15 protein-coding genes are annotated in these 20182 nt (G+C 39.0%); 8 read left to right on the plus strand and 7 right to left on the minus strand.

The window, feature by feature from the left end; all coding sequences use genetic code 11:
• Window positions 1-224 precede the first annotated feature (224 nt).
• Together typA (GQR87_RS15485) and typA (GQR87_RS15490) are read left to right on the plus strand one after the other, a co-directional pair.
• Entirely contained in the window at window positions 225-2069 is a 1845-nt protein-coding gene (typA, locus tag GQR87_RS15485; protein WP_158970860.1) for a translational GTPase TypA, read from the plus strand.
• A 292-nt stretch (window positions 2070-2361) separates the two neighbouring features.
• Window positions 2362-4200, plus strand: coding sequence for a translational GTPase TypA (gene typA / locus GQR87_RS15490; protein ID WP_158970862.1), 1839 nt, complete (start codon window positions 2362-2364; stop codon window positions 4198-4200).
• Between the two features lie 70 nt (window positions 4201-4270).
• On the opposite strand, the gene GQR87_RS15495 is transcribed toward typA (GQR87_RS15490), so the two are convergent.
• Window positions 4271-5668: a sugar porter family MFS transporter gene (locus tag GQR87_RS15495; protein ID WP_158970864.1), complete on the minus strand. Its 1398-nt coding sequence runs from the start codon at window positions 5666-5668 to the stop codon at window positions 4271-4273.
• A gap of 439 nt (window positions 5669-6107) precedes the next feature.
• Between GQR87_RS15495 and GQR87_RS15500 the strand changes: the two genes are divergently transcribed.
• From GQR87_RS15500 to GQR87_RS15510, 3 genes are all read left to right on the plus strand, one after another.
• Window positions 6108-9746 (plus strand): hypothetical protein, encoded by a 3639-nt coding sequence (locus GQR87_RS15500; protein ID WP_158970866.1) that lies wholly within the window; start codon window positions 6108-6110, stop codon window positions 9744-9746.
• A 278-nt stretch (window positions 9747-10024) separates the two neighbouring features.
• On the plus strand, window positions 10025-11146 hold the full coding sequence (locus GQR87_RS15505) for a phosphoserine transaminase (RefSeq protein WP_158970868.1): 1122 nt from the start codon (window positions 10025-10027) through the stop codon (window positions 11144-11146).
• Between the two features lie 38 nt (window positions 11147-11184).
• Window positions 11185-12357 carry a phosphoglycerate dehydrogenase gene (locus GQR87_RS15510; RefSeq protein WP_158970870.1) on the plus strand — a complete coding sequence of 391 codons (1173 nt, stop codon included), beginning with the start codon at window positions 11185-11187 and terminating at the stop codon, window positions 12355-12357.
• Window positions 12358-12432: 75 nt separating this feature from the next.
• On the opposite strand, the gene GQR87_RS15515 is transcribed toward GQR87_RS15510, so the two are convergent.
• From GQR87_RS15515 to GQR87_RS15540, 6 genes are all read right to left on the minus strand, one after another.
• Window positions 12433-13854 carry an adenosine deaminase gene (locus tag GQR87_RS15515; RefSeq protein ID WP_158970872.1) on the minus strand — a complete coding sequence of 474 codons (1422 nt, stop codon included), beginning with the start codon at window positions 13852-13854 and terminating at the stop codon, window positions 12433-12435.
• Window positions 13855-13899: 45 nt separating this feature from the next.
• The gene (locus GQR87_RS15520) at window positions 13900-14970 is read right to left on the minus strand and encodes a purine nucleoside permease (RefSeq protein ID WP_158970874.1); all 1071 of its coding nucleotides are present in this window, start codon (window positions 14968-14970) and stop codon (window positions 13900-13902) included.
• Window positions 14971-15301: 331 nt separating this feature from the next.
• On the minus strand, window positions 15302-15673 hold the full coding sequence (locus GQR87_RS15525) for a hypothetical protein (RefSeq protein ID WP_158970876.1): 372 nt from the start codon (window positions 15671-15673) through the stop codon (window positions 15302-15304).
• A 63-nt stretch (window positions 15674-15736) separates the two neighbouring features.
• On the minus strand, window positions 15737-16507 hold the full coding sequence (locus GQR87_RS15530) for a hypothetical protein (protein ID WP_158970878.1): 771 nt from the start codon (window positions 16505-16507) through the stop codon (window positions 15737-15739).
• A 26-nt stretch (window positions 16508-16533) separates the two neighbouring features.
• Window positions 16534-17370: a hypothetical protein gene (locus GQR87_RS15535; RefSeq protein ID WP_158970880.1), complete on the minus strand. Its 837-nt coding sequence runs from the start codon at window positions 17368-17370 to the stop codon at window positions 16534-16536.
• Window positions 17371-17380: 10 nt separating this feature from the next.
• On the minus strand, window positions 17381-17761 hold the full coding sequence (locus GQR87_RS15540; protein WP_158970882.1) for a GntR family transcriptional regulator: 381 nt from the start codon (window positions 17759-17761) through the stop codon (window positions 17381-17383).
• 521 nt (window positions 17762-18282) lie between these two features.
• On the opposite strand from GQR87_RS15540, the gene GQR87_RS15545 reads away from it, so the two are divergent.
• The 3 genes from GQR87_RS15545 to GQR87_RS22195 all read left to right on the plus strand — a co-directional run bounded on the left by GQR87_RS15545 (window position 18283) and on the right by GQR87_RS22195 (window position 20138).
• Window positions 18283-18777, plus strand: coding sequence for a hypothetical protein (locus tag GQR87_RS15545; protein WP_158970884.1), 495 nt, complete (start codon window positions 18283-18285; stop codon window positions 18775-18777).
• A gap of 100 nt (window positions 18778-18877) precedes the next feature.
• Window positions 18878-19855 carry a D-2-hydroxyacid dehydrogenase gene (locus GQR87_RS15550; RefSeq protein WP_158970886.1) on the plus strand — a complete coding sequence of 326 codons (978 nt, stop codon included), beginning with the start codon at window positions 18878-18880 and terminating at the stop codon, window positions 19853-19855.
• A 115-nt stretch (window positions 19856-19970) separates the two neighbouring features.
• Window positions 19971-20138, plus strand: coding sequence for a hypothetical protein (locus tag GQR87_RS22195; protein ID WP_199271772.1), 168 nt, complete (start codon window positions 19971-19973; stop codon window positions 20136-20138).
• Window positions 20139-20182: the final 44 nt, after the last annotated feature.

Raw genomic sequence — 20182 nt, forward strand, 5'->3', positions numbered from 1 at the left:
ATCCACCGCACCACCATAGCAGTGCAACTGCACTTGATAGTAGCAAGACGTCAGAGAATTGTTATCTTCAGGTTACTAAATTTCATTTGTTTGCTTTATTTCACAGTTATCTGCATTTGGGATTCGCTTAATTGGGCATAAGACTGTACAATTCGCGCCCATAAAATTTCAGTTAATTTTGCGGTCTGTTTAAATTAGTAGTCCGCCATCATAGAGTAAAGCCAATGAGTGTACCAAACACCTCAATCGAAAATTTGAGGAATATAGCGATAATAGCCCACGTCGATCACGGAAAAACCACCCTAGTTGACAAGTTATTACAACAGTCTGGCACATTAGAAGCAAGTCGAGGTGAAGCCGAAGAACGTGTGATGGACTCTAACGACATTGAAAAAGAACGTGGTATTACCATTCTTGCAAAAAACACTGCAATTAAATGGAACGACTTCCGCATCAATATAGTGGACACTCCTGGACACGCCGATTTCGGTGGTGAAGTTGAACGTGTAATGTCAATGGCAGATTCAGTGTTATTGTTAGTAGATGCGCAAGAAGGCCCAATGCCACAAACGCGTTTTGTCACACAAAAAGCATTTGCTCAAGGTTTGAAACCTATTGTTGTTATCAATAAAATCGATAAGCCTGGCGCTCGTCCTGATTGGGTAATGGATCAAGTATTTGATTTGTTCGACAATCTAGGCGCAACTGACGATCAACTAGATTTTGAAGTGGTTTACGCATCAGCTATAAATGGCTGGGCAACCAATGATCTAGATGTTGAAAGCGATAGCATGACTCCTTTGTTTGAAACGATTATCAAACATGTTAAGCCGCCTGCTGCCGATATGAACGGCCCATTACAAATGCAAATTTCACAACTTGATTACAACTCTTATGTAGGTGTAATTGGTATCGGTCGTATTACCAGTGGTTCGGTTAAGCCTAACCAACAAGTGACTATCATTGGTGCTGATGGCAAAACTCGCAATGGTAAAGTCGGACAGGTTCAAGGTTACTTAGGACTACAACGTCATGAAGTAGAATCTGCTGATGCCGGTGACATTATTGCTATAACAGGTGTCGGCGAACTTAAAATATCCGATACTATTTGTGATCCAAATGCAGTAGTAGCCTTACCGCCACTTTCTGTTGATGAACCAACGGTGACCATGACTTTTCAAGTCAACAACTCTCCTTTTGCTGGTAAAGAAGGTAAATTTGTTACCTCTCGAAATATCCTTGAGCGTTTACAACATGAGTTGATCCACAACGTGGCACTTAAAGTTGAAGAAATTCCTACTGACCCAGATAAATTCCGTGTTTCAGGTCGTGGTGAACTTCACTTAGGTATATTAATTGAAAACATGCGTCGTGAAGGTTACGAATTAGCCGTTTCTCGTCCAGAAGTAATTTTGAAAGAAGTTGATGGTACGACCCACGAACCATACGAATCTGTAACGATTGATGTTGAAGAAGAACATCAAGGTTCTGTTATGGAACAACTTGGTACTCGTAAAGGTGAATTAACTAATATGGCACCAGATGGTAAAGGCCGTATACGTATGGACTTTATGATACCTAGCCGTGGTTTGATTGGTTTCCAAACTGACTTTATGACGATGACATCAGGTTCTGGTTTGATGTACCACACATTTGATCATTACGGCCCACATAAAGGCGGCGTAATTGGTCAGCGTAAAAATGGTGTATTGATCGCTAACGCAACAGGTAAAGCACTAACTAACGCATTATTTAACTTACAAAGTCGTGGACGTTTATTTATCGGTCACGGTCTTGAAGTATACGAAGGCATGATTATTGGTATTCATGCTCGTGAAAATGACTTAACGGTTAACGCCCTTAAAGGCAAGCAATTAACTAACGTACGTTCATCTGGTACTGACGAAGCACAAAGCTTAGTTCCACCAATTGTTATGACCTTAGAGCAAGCCCTTGAATTCATCGATAATGATGAATTAGTTGAAGTCACTCCTGTCAGTATTCGTATACGTAAGAAGTTGTTGACTGAGAATCTACGTAAGCAGGCAGGACGCCCAGCTAAAGGCTAAGCTTTCTAGCTTTTAAAAGATTAAATTGAAACCGGCGTCAGCCGGTTTTTTATTGCCTACACTAAAGTTAAAATAAGATAATTTACCGTGAAATGACTATGTCCGGAACGATAAAGTATTTTGTATCTTTCGATAAAAATTTTTTATATCGTTTAATGTTTAAATAATTTGACCGCTTTACTCTTTTAAAATGTATAATCCGCGCGCAAAATTTCTGCAATTTAGCTACATATTACCTTAAAGAGTAATTCGTCTTCAGTGACACATATGTGGCCCTAACAGAGTAAAAACAATGAGTTCACCCAATACCTCAATCGAAAATTTGAGGAATATAGCTATTATCGCCCACGTCGACCATGGCAAAACCACCCTAGTTGATAAGTTATTACAACAGTCAGGCACTCTAGAGAGCCGCGGCGTAGCCGAAGAACGTGTGATGGACTCAAACGATATTGAGAAAGAACGTGGTATTACCATACTTGCAAAAAATACCGCAATTAAATGGAACGAATACCGTATCAATATAGTGGATACTCCTGGGCACGCCGATTTTGGTGGAGAAGTAGAACGTGTAATGTCTATGGCCGACTCAGTATTATTGCTAGTGGATGCCCAAGAAGGCCCAATGCCACAAACACGCTTTGTCACGCAAAAAGCCTTTGCACAAGGTTTAAAGCCAATCGTAGTGATCAACAAAATCGATAAGCCAGGTGCTCGTCCAAGTTGGGTAATGGATCAAGTATTTGATTTGTTCGACAACCTAGGCGCAACTGATGATCAACTAGACTTTGAAGTGGTTTACGCTTCCGCCATAAATGGCTGGGCCACCAACGATTTAGATGTACCTAGCGACAACATGACACCTTTGTTTGAAACGATTATCAAACATGTTAAACCGCCGGTTGCAGACATGCACGGCCCATTACAAATGCAAATTTCGCAACTTGATTACAACTCTTATGTAGGGGTAATTGGTATCGGCCGTATTACCAGCGGTTCAGTTAGACCTAATCAACAAGTGACTATCATTGGTGCTGATGGCAAAACTCGCAACGCTAAAGTGGGTCAAGTACAAGGTTATTTAGGACTACAACGTCTTGAAGTCGATTCAGGTGACGCCGGTGACATTGTTGCTGTCACAGGTGTGGGAGAACTTAAAATCTCCGATACTATATGTGATCCAAATACGGTTGTTGCTCTACCTCCTCTTTCTGTTGATGAGCCAACGGTGACCATGACTTTCCAAGTTAATAATTCACCATTTTGTGGTAAAGAAGGTAAATATGTCACATCACGTAATATCCTTGATCGCTTACAAACCGAATTGATCCACAACGTAGCACTTAAAGTTGAAGAAATGCCCGATCCGGATAAATTCCGCGTATCAGGCCGTGGTGAGCTTCACTTAGGTATATTAATTGAGAACATGCGTCGTGAAGGTTACGAATTAGCGGTATCTCGTCCAGAAGTTATTTTAAAAACGATTGATGGCGATATCCACGAACCTTTCGAAACAGTGACCATAGATGTTGAAGAACAACATCAGGGTTCTATTATGGAACAAATCGGAACACGTAAAGGTGAATTAACCAACATGACTCCCGATGGTAAAGGCCGTGTACGCTTAGATTTTATGATCCCTAGCCGTGGCTTAATTGGTTTCCAAACTGAGTTTATGACTATGACTTCAGGTTCTGGTTTGATGTACCACACCTTTGATCATTACGGTCCACACAAAGGCGGTGAAATCGGTCAGCGTAAGAGTGGTGTATTGATAGCTAACGCAACAGGTAAAGCCCTTACTAACGCCTTGTTTAACTTACAAAGTCGTGGACGTTTATTTATCGGTCACGGAGTTGAAGTATACGAAGGTATGGTGATCGGTATTCACGCTCGTGAAAATGACTTAACCGTTAATGCTCTAAAAGGTAAGCAACTAACTAACGTACGTGCATCTGGTACTGACGAAGCACAAAGCTTAGTACCACCTATTGTGATGTCACTAGAGCAAGCGTTAGAATTTATCGATAACGATGAATTAGTAGAGGTCACACCTGTAAGCATACGTATACGTAAAAAGTTATTAACTGAAAATTTACGTAAACAAGCAGGTCGCACACCTAAGTCTTAAGCTACGAGCTATGTAATTATCAAAAATTAACAAACCGGCGCTAGCCGGTTTGTTTTATGTCCTTTAAATTTTAGCCCTGCATCTCTTCGAGTTCTTTGCCTTTTGTTTCATATACAAACTTAGCAACAAAGAAGATAGAAATAATGGCACAAACAGAATACAAACCATATGCCCCAGCTAAGCCGACACCTGCAAGTAAAATTGGGAAAGTCATAGTAATAATAAAGTTAGTGACCCACTGGGCTAAACCTGCCACAGCTAAACCAGAACCACGGATTTGGTTAGGGAACATTTCCCCCAACATCACCCACATAATCGGGCCCCATGATAAGTTAAAGAAAAACACATAAGCGTTGGCCGCAATTAACGCCAAAGTACCAAACTTGCCCATATCTAAATCACCAGAAGCATCCACTCCAGCATTTAGAAATGCAAACACCATAGTACTCAAGGTTACAGCCATACCAATAGAGCCAATCATTAAAAAAGGTTTACGGCCCACTTTGTCGATTAAATACATAGTGATCACACAAGCAGCAATACTCACGGCACCACTGATAACATTAATTAATAATGCATCCCCTTCAGAGAATCCCACAGCTTGCCATAAGACGGCACCATAATAAAATACAACATTGATACCTACTAACTGCTGTAATGTCGCTAAGCCAATACCAATCCACATAATTTTACGTACTTTGCCTGTCGCTTTATCGACCAAATCAGACAATTTAGGTTCATGTCTGTCGCCAGCCAACGAAGATTGGATCTCAGCTAATTTTTGTTCACCACTGATACCATATAAACGAGTTAGTACTTGCCCAGCTTGTTGATCTTTTTTATTCAACACTAAATATCTTGGGCTTTCAGGGATCAACATTAATAATACAAAGAATAAAACTGCCGGAACCAGTTCTATCCAGAACATCCAGCGCCACGCTTCAAAATCCAACCAAAATTTAGCCGTAGATGCACCGGCAATATCCGCTAAAAAGTAATTACTGACAAAGGCACAAAATAGACCTGTGATAATGGCAACTTGTTGAATTGACGATAGCCTGCCCCGTAAACGTGCGGGGGCAATTTCGCTAATGTAAGCTGGGGTCATGACCGATGCAGCCCCTACCGCTAAACCACCTAAAATTCGATACACAATAAATTCTAGTGAAGAAGTAGCAATACCTGAGCCCCAAGCGCTAACAATAAACAAAACAGAAGCAACTATGAGTAATGATTTACGGCCGTATTTATCGGCTAGCCGACCGGCAGTGAACGCTCCTACAGCACAACCTAACAACATACTCGCTACGTTAAATCCTGTCCCCATACTATCTGAATTAAACGCTGCACTTAAGCCATCAACCGTGCCGTTAATAACCCCACTGTCAAAACCAAATAAAAAACCACCTATAGTGGCCACACAGCTCACTAAAACGATGAATAACATATTGTCAGTATTTTGAGTCAAAACAGGTACCTACTATCAGATTATTTTTATAATTAGAGATGTTGCAGTATTCAATCTAAGTTGTAAATAAGTTCACGTATTAAGGTAAATAACAAGTTAAATACATTAACTCTCCCCAGCCTAAATTAAGCCGTAATTTAAGGTTTACAAGCAGATAAAATACCTTAATATTTTTACAAAACACTTTTTGTATTGTTCAAAAAAATACTATCACCAACTTTATATTAACCTTGGTATTTAATTTTAAGTAAAAACTAATTACTTTTATTATCCGTTATTATTCATTTATCCAATAATTAGCCCACCCAAATACATATCAATAAACAAAATAAATTGTTAACCCTCTGCTACGCTTGATCATGTACTAAATGATTAAGCGCATAATATTTATACCCAACAATTGACCTCGGATTAATTTTTACTACGGAGAGTAACAATTATGAATCACCAAAAGTGCTACTACTTTATTATTTTCATCCTGTTTCATTTGTTAAGTCCTACACATGCAACAGAACAAAGAATAGGCGATTTTGAAATAGCGATAGATGCACCATGGCGAATGGAACCCAACGGTAATCTACTAGAACTTTGCCAACAAAATTGTCAAAATCAACAGCCTTATAAATATGGTGCAATACCGATAAACATCGCTATCCTAGATGCATTTTTACCTGATACCAACATCGAAAACTCAGTTCTTATACACAAAGTTTTGCAAGGATATGAGAGAAATGACTACACGCTTTCTAAGCTTATTTATAAAACAATAAAAGAATATGCAAAACTCGGTGCCAATCCTGGCCGACTATTAACTCCGCAGGACATAGGTCTTCTAAGCGATTACGAAAAAACTAACTTACAGAATTTTTCTTCCTTTTCTGTATTTGAAGAAATAAATGGTAGCTATCAAAAGCGCGCAACTTATTCGATCAATGATTTTCACGAAGTGGAACTTACTTCAGGTTATTGGCAATGGGCAGAGCCAAACCTTGCTCCTGCAGCCAGACCCAGTCGTATTTTATGTCGCCGTTGGAATGGTGATAATTGTTCATTAAGCACACAACTATCTAATACCAGTGAATGGCATGCGATTGCCATGTATCAGCCTAGCAACAAAACCCCTGGGCAAGACATAAAACTCAAATTGGTACTGACACTTGAAGCAACCGTAGATGGCAGAACCAGTGAAATTAATTTCGACCAGTATGTAAAAGTACATTTAGGCGAGGCCCCATTGCCTAAATTTAGTCAACATTGGTACTACGGAGACTTACATTATCATTCACAAGGCACTGACAATGACGGGGAATCCGGTTATTCATATCGCAGTGCATTACAAGCCATGAGCGCTATGGGACTAGATTTTGCGCTGGCGTCAGATCATGCTTCAAATAGTAAACAAATCATTTCCTTGTCATTAGCTCCATTAGGGCCTGTTCCTACAACTTTATTACGTGATTTAAGTCCGGATCGTTTTGCCGCTAATATTGAAATAGTAAATGGTATAGGTGGTGCCAATCAAGAAGTTGCGGCATACCCACGGATTAACTTTTCTTCTCCACAATCAAGCATTAACAACCTTTCATCCAACAATTTAAAAACGTTAACTGTGCCCCAAATATTTTTAGGGGCTGAAGTAGATGTTATTCCTGAAGTTCTTAAAAGAGATGACATGCCCTACATCCATGACATTTTTCAATCCTGCAATAACCTCCCAAACATAATGGTTGTATTACAAAATGGGATCATTAATTCTGTGGTCGACGCAGGTAAAGACATATTATTTCCAACATTTGATAAAAAAAAGGGAGTATGTGGCTCTGACAATCTACTCGATCTAACCTCAGACGGCCGTTTGTTAGTGCGAGATATTCAAGGACCTCATCAAGGCGACTATGTCACTAAAAGGTTCTATGCTCGCCAACATTTATTACACTTTCCACAAGATCCACTACGCAGTGATGCTTTTATTGCCAGTAACACCAGTAAATACGGCGGTGCGACAAGGAGATTAAAAGACATACTCAACACTGAATTTAGTCAGCCAAATGGAATTTTATTTTTGGCGCATCCAGAATCTGGCGCTTCGGGTAGCGATGTTGATCGCTTAGGACCCGACATTACACCTTATAGCGAAGCATCCCTACGAGACGCCTTTGCAGCTGAACAAGTTCTAGGTTTACAGCTGTGGAATGAAAACAGTCACCACAAGACAACTATGCAAAATAATAGTGCTCGACAGGAGCCCCCCATAGCAGATGTTCTATCAGGAACAGCAACACTAAATGAGGCAATATCCATTCGCCCCATAAAGAAATTAAAACAAAAAGGTGAATTCATACCTGTTAGCAACCTAGGAAATTGGCAGCACGAAAAGGCAACCACAAAATCTTTTAAAGGACTATCAATGTGGGATGCAATGCTGATGTGGGGTCTTGACCCTGCATATACAAGCAACATTGATTGGCTTGCCGATGGCCAACCTAGGCGAGTATTTCTGGCTGGCGGGTCAGACGCACATGGAGATTACAATTATCGAAGGGAAGGTTATTTTGTTGGCATGCAGCAAGTCACTGACACAACCCTAGGATCACCCCGAAACCTTATTTTTGCCGGCCCCCCTGAAGGTAAAATAATCAAAAATGGCGAAATGACAGGCACGCCAGTCAGTCAGATACAAATAGTAAATGCATTTAAACAAGGTAATTTCATTGTAACTGATGGGCCTATTATACGGCTTGCCTACGATACCAATAAGAATGGAAAGATTGACAGCTCAGATAAACATATGGGAGCAGTGGTAAATGCTAATAAATGTGGTTTTCCGCTGTTAATTGAGTGGAAATCCACAAAAGAATTTGGCCCTGTTAGAACCATAGAACTAAGTATTGGTAGCTTCTCTGATGTCCATCAAGACGGTTGGATTTTTCAGCCTTGGCGAGGCAATAAAAACGTAGTAAATCCTAGTGAAGCCATGGACTACAGTACTTTCAAAGATGAAAAAACAGGGAAAACTTTGACATCGGCCCATCCCACTTCTCCTTTTGGTTGGCGAGGTAAAAGTAGGCAATATATTTACGATCCAACTAAAGGTTTTAAAATGGTCATCAATATAATAGCTGGCGAAGAATTTCATGGTATTAGACAAATTAATATTATCCCTAAGGATTTCGCAATCGGTAAATTAAAAAACACTAATCTATGCAAGGTCTCTAACCAAAAACATGTTTTGTTATCAAAAAAAGTGACTCAACCATATCCCAGTACTGACATAAATTCTGCAGAAAAAGGAAAAACAAATAGAGCAAAAATAATTGATAACAACAATGACCCAAGAAGTTCTTTTGGTGATTTAGAGGTATTTCAACCACCAAATATTCTACCAGTAGATCCGGCATGTATTGTGAAAACCGTAAGTGAATTGCAAACACCTGATCGAATGTACATCCGAGCTAAACTGACAGGTAAAATGAATGGCGATTTACCACGAACAGCCTTCGCTAACCCTATTTGGTTAAATTTCAAAAACGACAAACTTTCGCAATGTACAATAGTTACTGATGACTTTATGCAAGAAGTAGCTAAAAACTGTAACAGCAATAACCAACAAATCTGTGACAACAAAGGGGCAAGTTGTGAGGTTTTAGTCGCAACAGATGGTAAACAGAATGCTGTTTGTCGTTGGCCAGCAGACAGAAATATGCAGCAATGTGAAAAGGCTGGCGGAATTTGGACTACAAAACCCTCCAAATATGCCAAAAATCACTTCGGCGTAATCATTAAGGGACAAGATGCTGCTTGTATTACAGAAGTAAAAAATATCACCTGCAATAATACGGATATAAATATTTGTAAAAACTTCTCAGCTAGCTGTGATGTCATTCAAAATAGCAGCAGAAAAAAACATAATGTATGTCGTTGGCCTGATGATAAATCAGCTAATTCATGTAAAAAAACCTTAGGGATTTGGACAACAGCCAATTCAAAATATGCCAAAAACAATCCAAATGCTGTGCTCTATGGTGACTCTGGTGCATGTATCACTGATGTGGAAAATCTAAAAAATAGAATTAGATAAAATATCCATATTAGTTATCAATTAGACTTTAAGTTTGCCGAATAAATATGCCAACAAAATATTTTGCTGGCATATTTCTCTTATCTAAAACTAAATACAGCTAAATTCTCTTCAGTCCACCTTCTATAAATTCCGAAGCTGTTTTAACAGAGAACTTATGAATATCAAGGTTCCTATTTTTTATATTAAATAATTCAACTTGAATATTGGTTAACAATCCCAATACTTGTATTCTAACGAAACAAATCATTTACATTATCCTTACCTAGAGACTTTCCATGCAACCAAGCTTAAAACCTGCTAATCCCAACTTTTCTTCTGGACCTTGCGCTAAACGTCCAGGTTATGACGTCAGTAAATTAGACTTATCCGTTTTAGGTCGTTCACACCGCGCAGCCATCGGTAAAAAAGCGCTCAAGAGTGCTTGTTTAGACACAGCTAAAATACTCGGTTTACCTGAGGGTTATCGTGTTGCCGTGGTACCCGCTTCTGATACTGGAGCGATGGAAATGGCTATGTGGTCTATGTTAGGTGAACGCCCTGTTGATGTGTTGTATTGGGAATCATTTGGTCAAGGTTGGGCAACTGACATAACCAAACAACTTAAACTTGAAAACACCCGTGTATTAAGCGCAGATTATGGTCAGATCCCTGACTTATCAGCAGTTAATTGTGACCATGATGTCGTTTTTACTTGGAACGGAACCACATCAGGTGCCCGTGTCCCTAATGCCGATTGGATAAGCAGCGACCGCAAAGGCTTAACTTTCTGTGATGCAACTTCTGCCGTGTTCGCGCAAAAAATGGATTGGGAAAAACTCGACGTCACTACCTACAGCTGGCAAAAAGTGCTGGGTGGCGAAGGTGGTCACGGCATGTTGATCCTTAGCCCTAGAGCAGTAGCAAGACTAGAAAGTTATACTCCTCCTCGGCCATTACCGAAAATTTTCCGTATGACCAAAGGCGGAAAATTAATCGAAGATCTATTTACTGGCGCGACTATCAATACACCGTCAATGTTATGTGTGGTGGATTATTTAGATGCACTCAGCTGGGTAGAGTCAGTAGGTGGCGTAGATGGCACAGTGGCGCGTTGTGAACAAAACCTAGCCACAATAGCTGAATTTGTAGCCAGCCATGATTGGATTGATTTCTTAGCTCAAGATCCTACAATCCGCTCTAACTCCAGTGTCTGTTTAAGCTTGGATTTAAGTCCTGAGCAAGTAAAAGCTGTGGTGAAATTGTTAGACGAACAAGAAGTGGCTTACGACATAGGCGCTTATCGGGATGCCCCAGCTGGATTACGTATCTGGTGTGGCGCAACTATCGAAAATAGCAACATCCAAGCTTTACTACCTTGGTTAGAATGGGCTTATACACAAATTAAAACCGCAAATTAATTATCTACTTTAAAGAAGAAAAATAATAAAGGATAGACATGTTTAAAATTAAAACGTTTAACCAAATTTCGGTCAAAGGGCTGGATCGCTTCAGCCGTGAAAAATACGAAGTGAGTTCTGATATTGGTCAACCAGACGCTATTTTATTACGTAGTCATAAACTCCATGATGAAAAATTGGCAGACTCGGTTTTAGCTGTGGCCCGTGCCGGCGCTGGGGTAAACAATGTTCCGGTAGAAGGCTATAGCAAAAAAGGCATAGTAGTGTTTAACACACCAGGTGCGAATGCGAATGCGGTAAAAGAATTAGTATTAGCCGGTATGTTGTTGAGTTCAAGAGGCATAAAACCAGGCATAGATCATGTAAAAACATTGCATGATATAAACGACGCAGCCGAGCTTCACAAAACTCTTGAAGCTCAAAAGAAACAGTTTGCTGGTAGCGAACTAAAAGGCAAAACCTTAGGCATTATTGGTTTAGGTGCGATTGGTTCGTTAGTAGCAGATATGGCGCTAGCTTTAGGCATGAATGTAGTGGGGTTTGATCCCGCTCTTTCTATCGAAGCGGCTTGGCGTTTATCTAGTGACGTACAACGAGCAGAAAATATGCATGCCTTATTAGCCCATTGTGATTATGTAAGTTTACATGTTCCTGCAATCAAACCGACGCTACACATGATCAACGAAGATGCCTTAGCCCAAGCCAAACCAGGTTTAGTGTTAGTCAACTTTGCCCGTGAATCTATTGTTGATCCAGCAGCGATCGCCAAAGCGTTAGATCAAGGTAAATTAAAAACCTACGTTTGTGACTTCCCTGAACCAATCTTTTATGGTCGTGACGATGTGATTGCGATGCCGCATATTGGCGCATCGACGGCAGAAGCCGAAGAAAACTGCGCGATTATGGCTGCCGATCAAATTATGGATTTTCTTGAAAATGGCAACATTAAAAACTCAGTGAACTTTCCTGCGGCAAGTATGCCAAGAGTCGATGGGCAACGTATTATTTTCACTAACGAAAATGTGCCCAAAGTGCTGGGCAGCGTATTATCAGTGTTAGCTGATCACAACGTAAATGTGCTCGACATGATGAACAAAAGCCGAGGCGACTTGGCTTACAATATACTGGACGTAGAAAAAATGGAAAATGACGATGTGATTAACGCGATAAGCAATGTTGAACACGTTAGTACTGTTAGGTTAATTCCTTAAGCTCCATAGTTAACTCGAAAATAAAAAGCCCATGAAGATTAATCTCATGGGCTTTTTAATTTATATAAAAAGCGCTTAATGACACACCTTAAACTGTTTACATGCAAAGGAATAACTTATCGGTTTAACTCGATTAAATGCCGCCATTTTGTTATTCATAAACGACTTTTCAAATGTCGCAATGCGCTGAAAGTATTGCTCTAAAAGTACTTTTTTGGTTTGCTCATCAAGGAAAGAATAACTTAGCGAATTAGCCCCTAGTTTGACCAATTCAGACCAAGACAAATTAAAATTTGTCACCGCTGTATAGTATTCATCTGTCATATTCGAATCCCACATACCTCTATCATCAGTAGACAGAGCTACAGGTATACCTAAACGTAAATACTCAGCAAAAGGGTGTTGAGCGTAATCATCCACATATTCCAACAGCAAGTTACTGATCAGGTTTATTTCAATCAAATATTGGTTGTAGCGCATAAGCAGAAGCGTATCAGGATCACCTTGTAAATTAATGCCATGACCAATACGACTGGCACCTAACAACAAGGTATCTCGTATATGTTGATTAGGCTCATCTGACTCTCCCGCATGAATAGACAAATTGACCCCATGGTATTGATGTCTTAGTTGTCTCAGTGTCGGTAAAAAGCGCAAAGGATGGCCTTTTTCGTTATCTTCACGGCCCACCATATCTAGCCCTACATATAATTTGGGGTGTGTGGCTACAAACTCGTACATCCATTTCAAGCCCTCTTCTGCATTAGGAAGAAAGCGCACTAATGCATATTGCAAGCGTACTGTTACACCTGTTGCTAACGCATCTTTTTGGGCAAAACGATCTAGATATAATTGGTAAACCTCTTCGCTTTCGAAGGGGCTGCCATCTGAATGTACATAACCTCTCACCCCTGCATCGGTTTCTAAATAAGTTAATCCTTCCGCCCCAAATGCTTGCATATTTTTTACAATTAAATTGGCCTGCATATAAGGGTTAGCCATCAAAGAATTAATCCGTGCCCAATGAGTCTGAAAAAACTCATCTCGCCCTTCACTACTTTTATCAAGACGAATACTATTTAGCCATGCTTGTTTTTGTTCAGGGTTGAGATCTTGAATTCGTTTATATTCAGACTGCTCACAACTATTCAGTTTTTTATACTCAAACTCTTGAATATTAACAAACAACATTAAATACGGAGCATAACCAAATTCGTTGGTGCCATAACCCTTACAGTTATTTATTTTGACTTTGCTGTAGTAGATATAACCCTTTTTTTCTTGCTCAAGAATTTCTTCATACCACCATTCAGACAAATTAGAGCCTGTTGAATGGTTATGCAAATCCCCCCCTTTGGGCAAAGCATATAAAAAGGTATACATCTGTTGCGCTGAAGCTGTTTGTTTGAATTTTTCAAACTCATCATCAAATGTATTGGCGTAAACAGCAGTAACTAAATTCACACACAAGATAGTTAGTAAATAAACCACTTTCATTACTTTGGCTCCAAAGGACATATTCAATTAAAAAAATAAAAATGGTTATTTAATTTGGTACGGCAAAACATTTTCATATTCACCCCAATTCGCAATAATTTTTTCGATCACTGTGTTGCCCACCACATAAGCAGCATCCTTAGCGGGATAACCTCCATCAGGATAAGGAGCAGTAATACTCCAACTGGTCTTTTTATCGGCCGGAGCCATAGTGTAGTTACTCACAGTTCTTAAAACCATAACACGATTAGGATCCACTTTTTTGACCTTAGCCAAACGCATCAGAGAGGTTAACGTACCTGAATCTTCCATATTACTGGTCATAAAGTTAGCTGAAGGTCCACCGTACAATTTCAACCAATCGTTAGCCCATTGGTTGAGATATTTACCATGCCAATATTTGCTAGCACTCAAGGTATCACCAATAGTAACAAAAGGTGGCTTTTGCCCATTAGGATAAGTTTTATATAAAGCTCGAAATTCTTTAATACCCTTAGAATCACTCAGTTTTACATCTTTGGTTTGTGTATACGCCCAGTCAGCCAATTCACTATTTAAGTCAAATGACACCGTATCTAAAGACCAGCCCGTTGAAATATCTTCTGGCTCTTCAGCTGGCTCAGTCGCACCTAAAGGAATAATGCCATAGGGCCAAGATTTTGGAATTTCTCGGGCATCAATTTGATAAATAAGATCACCATCCACTATGTGTTTAGCCCAAGCTGCACTGCCCAATGACAAATCTTCAGGATCACCACCAGCAATACCGGCAATTAACCAATAGGCTTTACTAAGATCAAATCGAGAATCCAGTCCAAGAGCCATAATCGAAGCGGTTGCATTAGGAATCCCACCACCCACACAAATAATTAACACCCCATCATCATTTAGATATAAATCATACATGCCTAAAGGAAAATCAAATTTATGTTTGAAGGTACCTCGCTCTAACCAAAGTTGGAGTTCTCCTGCCTCATCGCCCATTGCGTCACCCACTTCATACATAGTCACCACCACAGCTTTAATGGTTTTGATTTGTGGGGCAGCAAAACTATTTATAGAGCAAGCAGCTAATAAAACAAAAAAAGCCATTTTGGCTCTATTTAAAAATGACATTTATAGATTCATCCTAGTCAGTCAATCACAAGTTGACCAGTTGGTCAGCAACCTTTATACCATACATATCATTGTTAATAAAAACACACAATTTTTAAATGACTAACATTAACGTTTTCCCTTTAAAGTTAAAGGATATAGAAGTTATTTTTATTTGAAAAAACACATGCTGGGATATTGCGATGACAGCACAAGAGCGAGCTGCCATCAAGCCAACTTAGTGCGTATGCTCTAATTCAGTGCACTTGATGAAATATCCCCTTTGCGAATAGAAACATGAGCGCTTTATATCTTGATATAAACACTGCATATTATCTCCGAAGAACCTAGACTATAGTTTGCTACGTAAAAATTTAGTCATATAAGGTTTAACTAACATATCCAAACTTGCGGCTTGCTCCGTTGTTGCTTTATTGGGATTAATTGCCTCAATTTCGCCACCAATCACCGCGAGTTCAACCAATACTTGTTTCGCTATATCTTCACGATCTAAACCACGAGACAAAATAGTCAATTGCTGAGTCTGTTCAGAGTACATAACGGGCTGTTTAACTTTGGTATTTTTAAAGACCTTGGCACTTAACACCACACCAGTAATAGATTGAGTCCACTCTTTGGGTACCAACTTAAATAACAATGTCACCTCTTTTTTTGTTAAGGCGTGAAAAACTTCATTACTGAATTTACCTATTACAAATTTCATATTTTATCCTTACTAATATTTAAGTCTCTAGGTTAATTATAGCAAAATAGACTTGTATTCAATTCATTTTAAAACTGTTTGTTCTAAGTCACCTCTAGCTGTTTTTTTCATCTTATATTTATTGGGTAAAGCTTCACTTAAAATGATACTTAACCACAATGCTTCGTTTTGGCTTAACTGTGCATCTTTCATTATCTCAGTACAAATTTCAGCTACTTTAGGGTGTTGTTTGACATTACTGCCAATCGACCAACGAGCAGCCTGAAAAATAACATCTAACTTTGCTTTACGTTCATCTTCGTTTGTTTTTTCAGAGGTTTTATATGCCTTTAATGCGCCAGAATACTCGGCGTAATTTAACGCAGAAACAATCCGCTTGATGGGTGCAGCTTCGCCCGTTGCAAAAAAGTAATACCATAAGTTATCTAACGTTTTAGGGCTTTTGATATCAATTTCTAAATAGTTAATGGCTTTGCTATCTAATAAATACTGCGCATCAACCAACTGTAAATAGGCTTTAGACTCATCAGTGTCAGCCAACCAAGCGGCATAGTGAAGAGTTTGCCTATCTTTTTGATTAAGTACAGATAGAGTTGATAACCACTGGTGGGTTTGTTTAGGGTTGGCAACCAGTATACGGCTTAGAAATACTGCTAGGCTTTGCTGGTGTTTCCCATCACTTAACATTCCTGATTGACTCAGCTTTTTAACTTGCGAGACAAACTCTTGTTGGGCTGGCGATTTGTAATAGTTAGTCAACCACGCTTCTGACTCACCAGCCCATACTGTAAAGCTTAGTGACAATACAACTGTTGTTAGTAATATCCATTTCATTTCACACTCTCTTGTTAGGTAAAAACTTAAGCTTTGTAAACACTGTAATCGACTTGATCAAACTTCATCACTTGATAGATATAAAAAACAAATATTTGTAGGTACACACTATAAATGACGTTACCTAAATCGCGCATATCCAAGGACGCAAGTATCAAGGAAATAGTCAGGTAGAGTGATGAAAAAATTGCCGACAAAACCAGAAGTTTAAGCACCACAGTAGTTTCAAATTTTCTATCATTTGTGGCTTTTAACGGATTGTATTTTTTACCATACAGTTTTTGGTAAATGCCAAACCCCAAACCTACATAGATCACGCTGACACCTAATATGTTGACTAAACCGGCAAAACCATCGAAAGGATATTGGTTAAAATAAATAATAGTGGCGACACACAAAACATAAGATACAAGGGCACAAATAAGCAGCGTTTTAGGTACATAATCGGTTAACTTTCTTGGTGTTGAATCAGCGCTACGGTAGATACTCTTATTTTTATCGCGCATCAAATTTAGATAAATAAAACCTTGTACTGCCAAAAATATCATAGGTATATACTGCAACATTAAGTAGCTAACCAGTACACCTTGATCATCCCATCCAGCCAAGTCATCGGTAGTATTGAAAATACTATAAGCAAGAATACCCAATCCTAATGCCACCACTAAGCAATTGAACAAGGCAAATAGTTTAAGCTTGCCTTGTATTACGGTGACATCGATGGGATAAAGTTTGGGGTAATCAGCACTTGGGCGCTGCATTATTGTTGTATCTATCAAGCCTAAAATTTTTCTAGGAAAATAAACAGAAAGTACAAAAATCTGCCCTAAAAACACCCCATAAAGTAAATAATTTTGCCACATGATTTTGTCCCTATTTATGACGATTATTAAGTAAACTGTTAAAAGCAATTCGCATCTCTGACTCAGTCACGCCAGCACTTCTAAAGCTTGATAAGACCTTATCTAGCTCTTCCAAAACCCACTCATTTAAATCAATAACACTATTCTCTTTAGCATTTAGATGAATAAAGGTGCCACGATAACCTTTAGTCTGAATGACACCATCACGCTCCAATAATCGATACGCCTTGGCTACGGTCTTGTGGTTAATATCTAAATCATTGGCTAATTGACGAATAGACGGCAAAGCGTCTCCCGCGACTAATTCACCAGCTAATACAGCCTCTTTTATCTGCTCAGTTAATTGAGTAAATAAAGGCGTGGTATGTTCGATGTTTACAGATATTTTCATTTTACCTCTAGAAACTAATCAACCCCATGACCCACTAGAACAAAGGGTACGACCAGGATATAAAATAATCAAATAAATTTATTTATTTATTTGTTTATTTATTAACCTGAGTTCTGGATAAGAAGTATCTTAATTTATTATTACAATTCAATAGCTTAATAACATTCCCCCAAATCACTTCATCTGAATGCTTACTCGGTGACGAAATTTTTCGTGGATAGCAAGGCGGATTGTCGTACGTAATAACGTGTTATTGCTAGACTCTCCTCCAACGCGGCTAGGCACAAAAAGAGCGTTATCGAGAGGTTCGGCTTATCCAGTATTCAGGTTTATTACTATAAATAATCCATACTTCCCCTGAAATTAAAAGGCAATTACAAACATCTTTGTTTACAAACCGGAAGGACGTGTTTTTGTTAGTCTACTGACTCTTGAATTCAAGCTATTTGCAATTTCAATGTCATTGTCTAAATTTGTTAATAGTCAGGATAAAGAAAAAACAATTTAAAAGGATTAACCTCTTGAATAGCAGAACAAAGTTTACAATTGAAGTGTCATCTATTGTTGTTGCTTTTTGCGCATTTTTTACTGCAACTTTTTTAGGTTATTCAGAGTACTTAGATAAAAGAGCCGCGGTGTTACCAATAATTACAGCCAAAATATCAATAGATACTGTGCAAAAACCCAACAAATTTACCTTATCTCTGGACAACACAGGATTTGGTGCAGCGAGAATTAGCTATATAAACCTGCTGACGGCAAAAGTTTTAGATTACACCTCAATCGAAATTAACGGTGAAACCGAAAAAGTTTTTAGTTCTTGGAACAAAGAGTTTAAGGCTCTAGATAGAGCAATAGTTTTGAAGCCGAACGATAGTTACGAAATTTCTATTTTTTTCATTGGCACTGACATGAGTCTAGAAGATTACTTCACGGGCTTCGGATACTCTTTTGAATGTCGATCCGTATACCGTGAAGTATGTGAAGTGTATGGAGATCAACCAAATAATATGTAGTCGAGTCCATAACATTAGAAGAATAACCATGCTTTATCTTGAGCTTAGAAACCAATACTCGTAAGCTAGCTGTATTTTAAAGCAGATAATAAGTAGCATTATGCACGGGGTATTTTTAGATCAACAAACTTTTCGTTCTAATATTTCATTACAGGAAATTGAACAACAACTAGACTCGTTAACTAGCTTTCCTATCACTTCCAGTGAACAAGTTGTCTCACGCAGTGAAAATGCCGAGCTCATTATCACTAACAAAGTAATGTTAACTGCCGATATTCTTAAACAATTGCCTAAACTTAAGCTAATTTGTATCACAGCAACTGGCACTAACAATGTTGACCTAGTGGCAGCAAAAGAGCTAGGAATAGCTGTGTGTAATGTCAGTGGTTATTCAACCCCTTCAGTCAGCCAATATGTATTCGCGCAAATTCTCGAATATTTTAGCCAAACCAGTCACCACAATCTCAATAGCACCCAAGATATGTGGCAGAACAGTGCCACTTTTTGTGTTCATGGTAATGGCTTTAGTGAACTGAGCGGTAAAACATTAAGCATAATAGGCTACGGTAATTTAGGCCAAGCCGTTGCCAATATTGGCCAAACATTTGGTATGCAGGTGTTAATTGCAGAAAGACCACAGGCAACCAACATTCGTGCCGGCAGAGTCAGTTTTGACCAAGCGTTAGAACAAGCAGATGTGTTGACCTTACATTGTCCACAAACCCCAGACACTGAAAATTTAATCAACAGTGAAACTCTGAGCAAAATGAAACCATCGGCCATGCTAATTAACACCGCTCGTGGGCCACTGGTAAATAGCAATGACTTACTCAGCGCTTTAAACAAGCAACAAATCGCTTACGCTGTATTAGATGTATTAGAACAAGAGCCACCACCTGCTGATCACGTACTGCTACAAGCTATCTCACAGAAGCAATCAGCTCATCCAGCCACGAACCTTAAGATCACTGCTCACATTGCTTGGGGCAGTATAGAAGCACAACAAAGACTATTAAATTTGGTGGCCGATAACATATCCGCTTTTAAACAAGGAAAACAGGTCAATCGAGTCGCGTAAACCGCCACAAGATAAGATATCAAATGTATATACATTTGCTATCTTTTGAATATATGTTAGTCTAGTGCAACTGTGAATACAGTAATGGGTTAAACAGCATTTTTTGGAGATGATTGTGGAAAATAAAAAATCAAAGAAAAAGAATAGCCAACTCATTATTCGCATCAACGATATAGAAAGAGTTGAATTTGTTGAACTTTGTGAAGAACTAGATACAAGTGCAGCTCGCGAAGTACGTCGTTTTATTCGCAGCTTTGTCGCTGAACATAAACAAGCTGAATAGCAGATATGTTGCAGCATCTAATTGCATTATTATGGAGAAATATT

This window comes from Paraglaciecola sp. L3A3 (assembly GCF_009796765.1).
Taxonomy (GTDB): domain Bacteria; phylum Pseudomonadota; class Gammaproteobacteria; order Enterobacterales; family Alteromonadaceae; genus Paraglaciecola.

Excerpts from the sequence above, each read along its gene's own strand:
- typA (WP_158970860.1), top strand. The coding sequence starts at position 225 with ATGAGTGTACCAAACACCTCAATCGAAAATTTGAGGAATATAGCGATA.
- typA (WP_158970862.1), top strand. The coding sequence starts at position 2,362 with ATGAGTTCACCCAATACCTCAATCGAAAATTTGAGGAATATAGCTATT.
- GQR87_RS15500 (WP_158970866.1), top strand. The coding sequence starts at position 6,108 with ATGAATCACCAAAAGTGCTACTACTTTATTATTTTCATCCTGTTTCAT.
- GQR87_RS15505 (WP_158970868.1), top strand. The coding sequence starts at position 10,025 with ATGCAACCAAGCTTAAAACCTGCTAATCCCAACTTTTCTTCTGGACCT.
- GQR87_RS15510 (WP_158970870.1), top strand. The coding sequence starts at position 11,185 with ATGTTTAAAATTAAAACGTTTAACCAAATTTCGGTCAAAGGGCTGGAT.
- GQR87_RS15515 (WP_158970872.1), bottom strand. The coding sequence starts at position 13,854 with ATGAAAGTGGTTTATTTACTAACTATCTTGTGTGTGAATTTAGTTACT.
- GQR87_RS15520 (WP_158970874.1), bottom strand. The coding sequence starts at position 14,970 with ATGTCATTTTTAAATAGAGCCAAAATGGCTTTTTTTGTTTTATTAGCT.
- GQR87_RS15525 (WP_158970876.1), bottom strand. The coding sequence starts at position 15,673 with ATGAAATTTGTAATAGGTAAATTCAGTAATGAAGTTTTTCACGCCTTA.
- GQR87_RS15530 (WP_158970878.1), bottom strand. The coding sequence starts at position 16,507 with ATGAAATGGATATTACTAACAACAGTTGTATTGTCACTAAGCTTTACA.
- GQR87_RS15535 (WP_158970880.1), bottom strand. The coding sequence starts at position 17,370 with ATGTGGCAAAATTATTTACTTTATGGGGTGTTTTTAGGGCAGATTTTT.
- GQR87_RS15540 (WP_158970882.1), bottom strand. The coding sequence starts at position 17,761 with ATGAAAATATCTGTAAACATCGAACATACCACGCCTTTATTTACTCAA.
- GQR87_RS15550 (WP_158970886.1), top strand. The coding sequence starts at position 18,878 with ATGCACGGGGTATTTTTAGATCAACAAACTTTTCGTTCTAATATTTCA.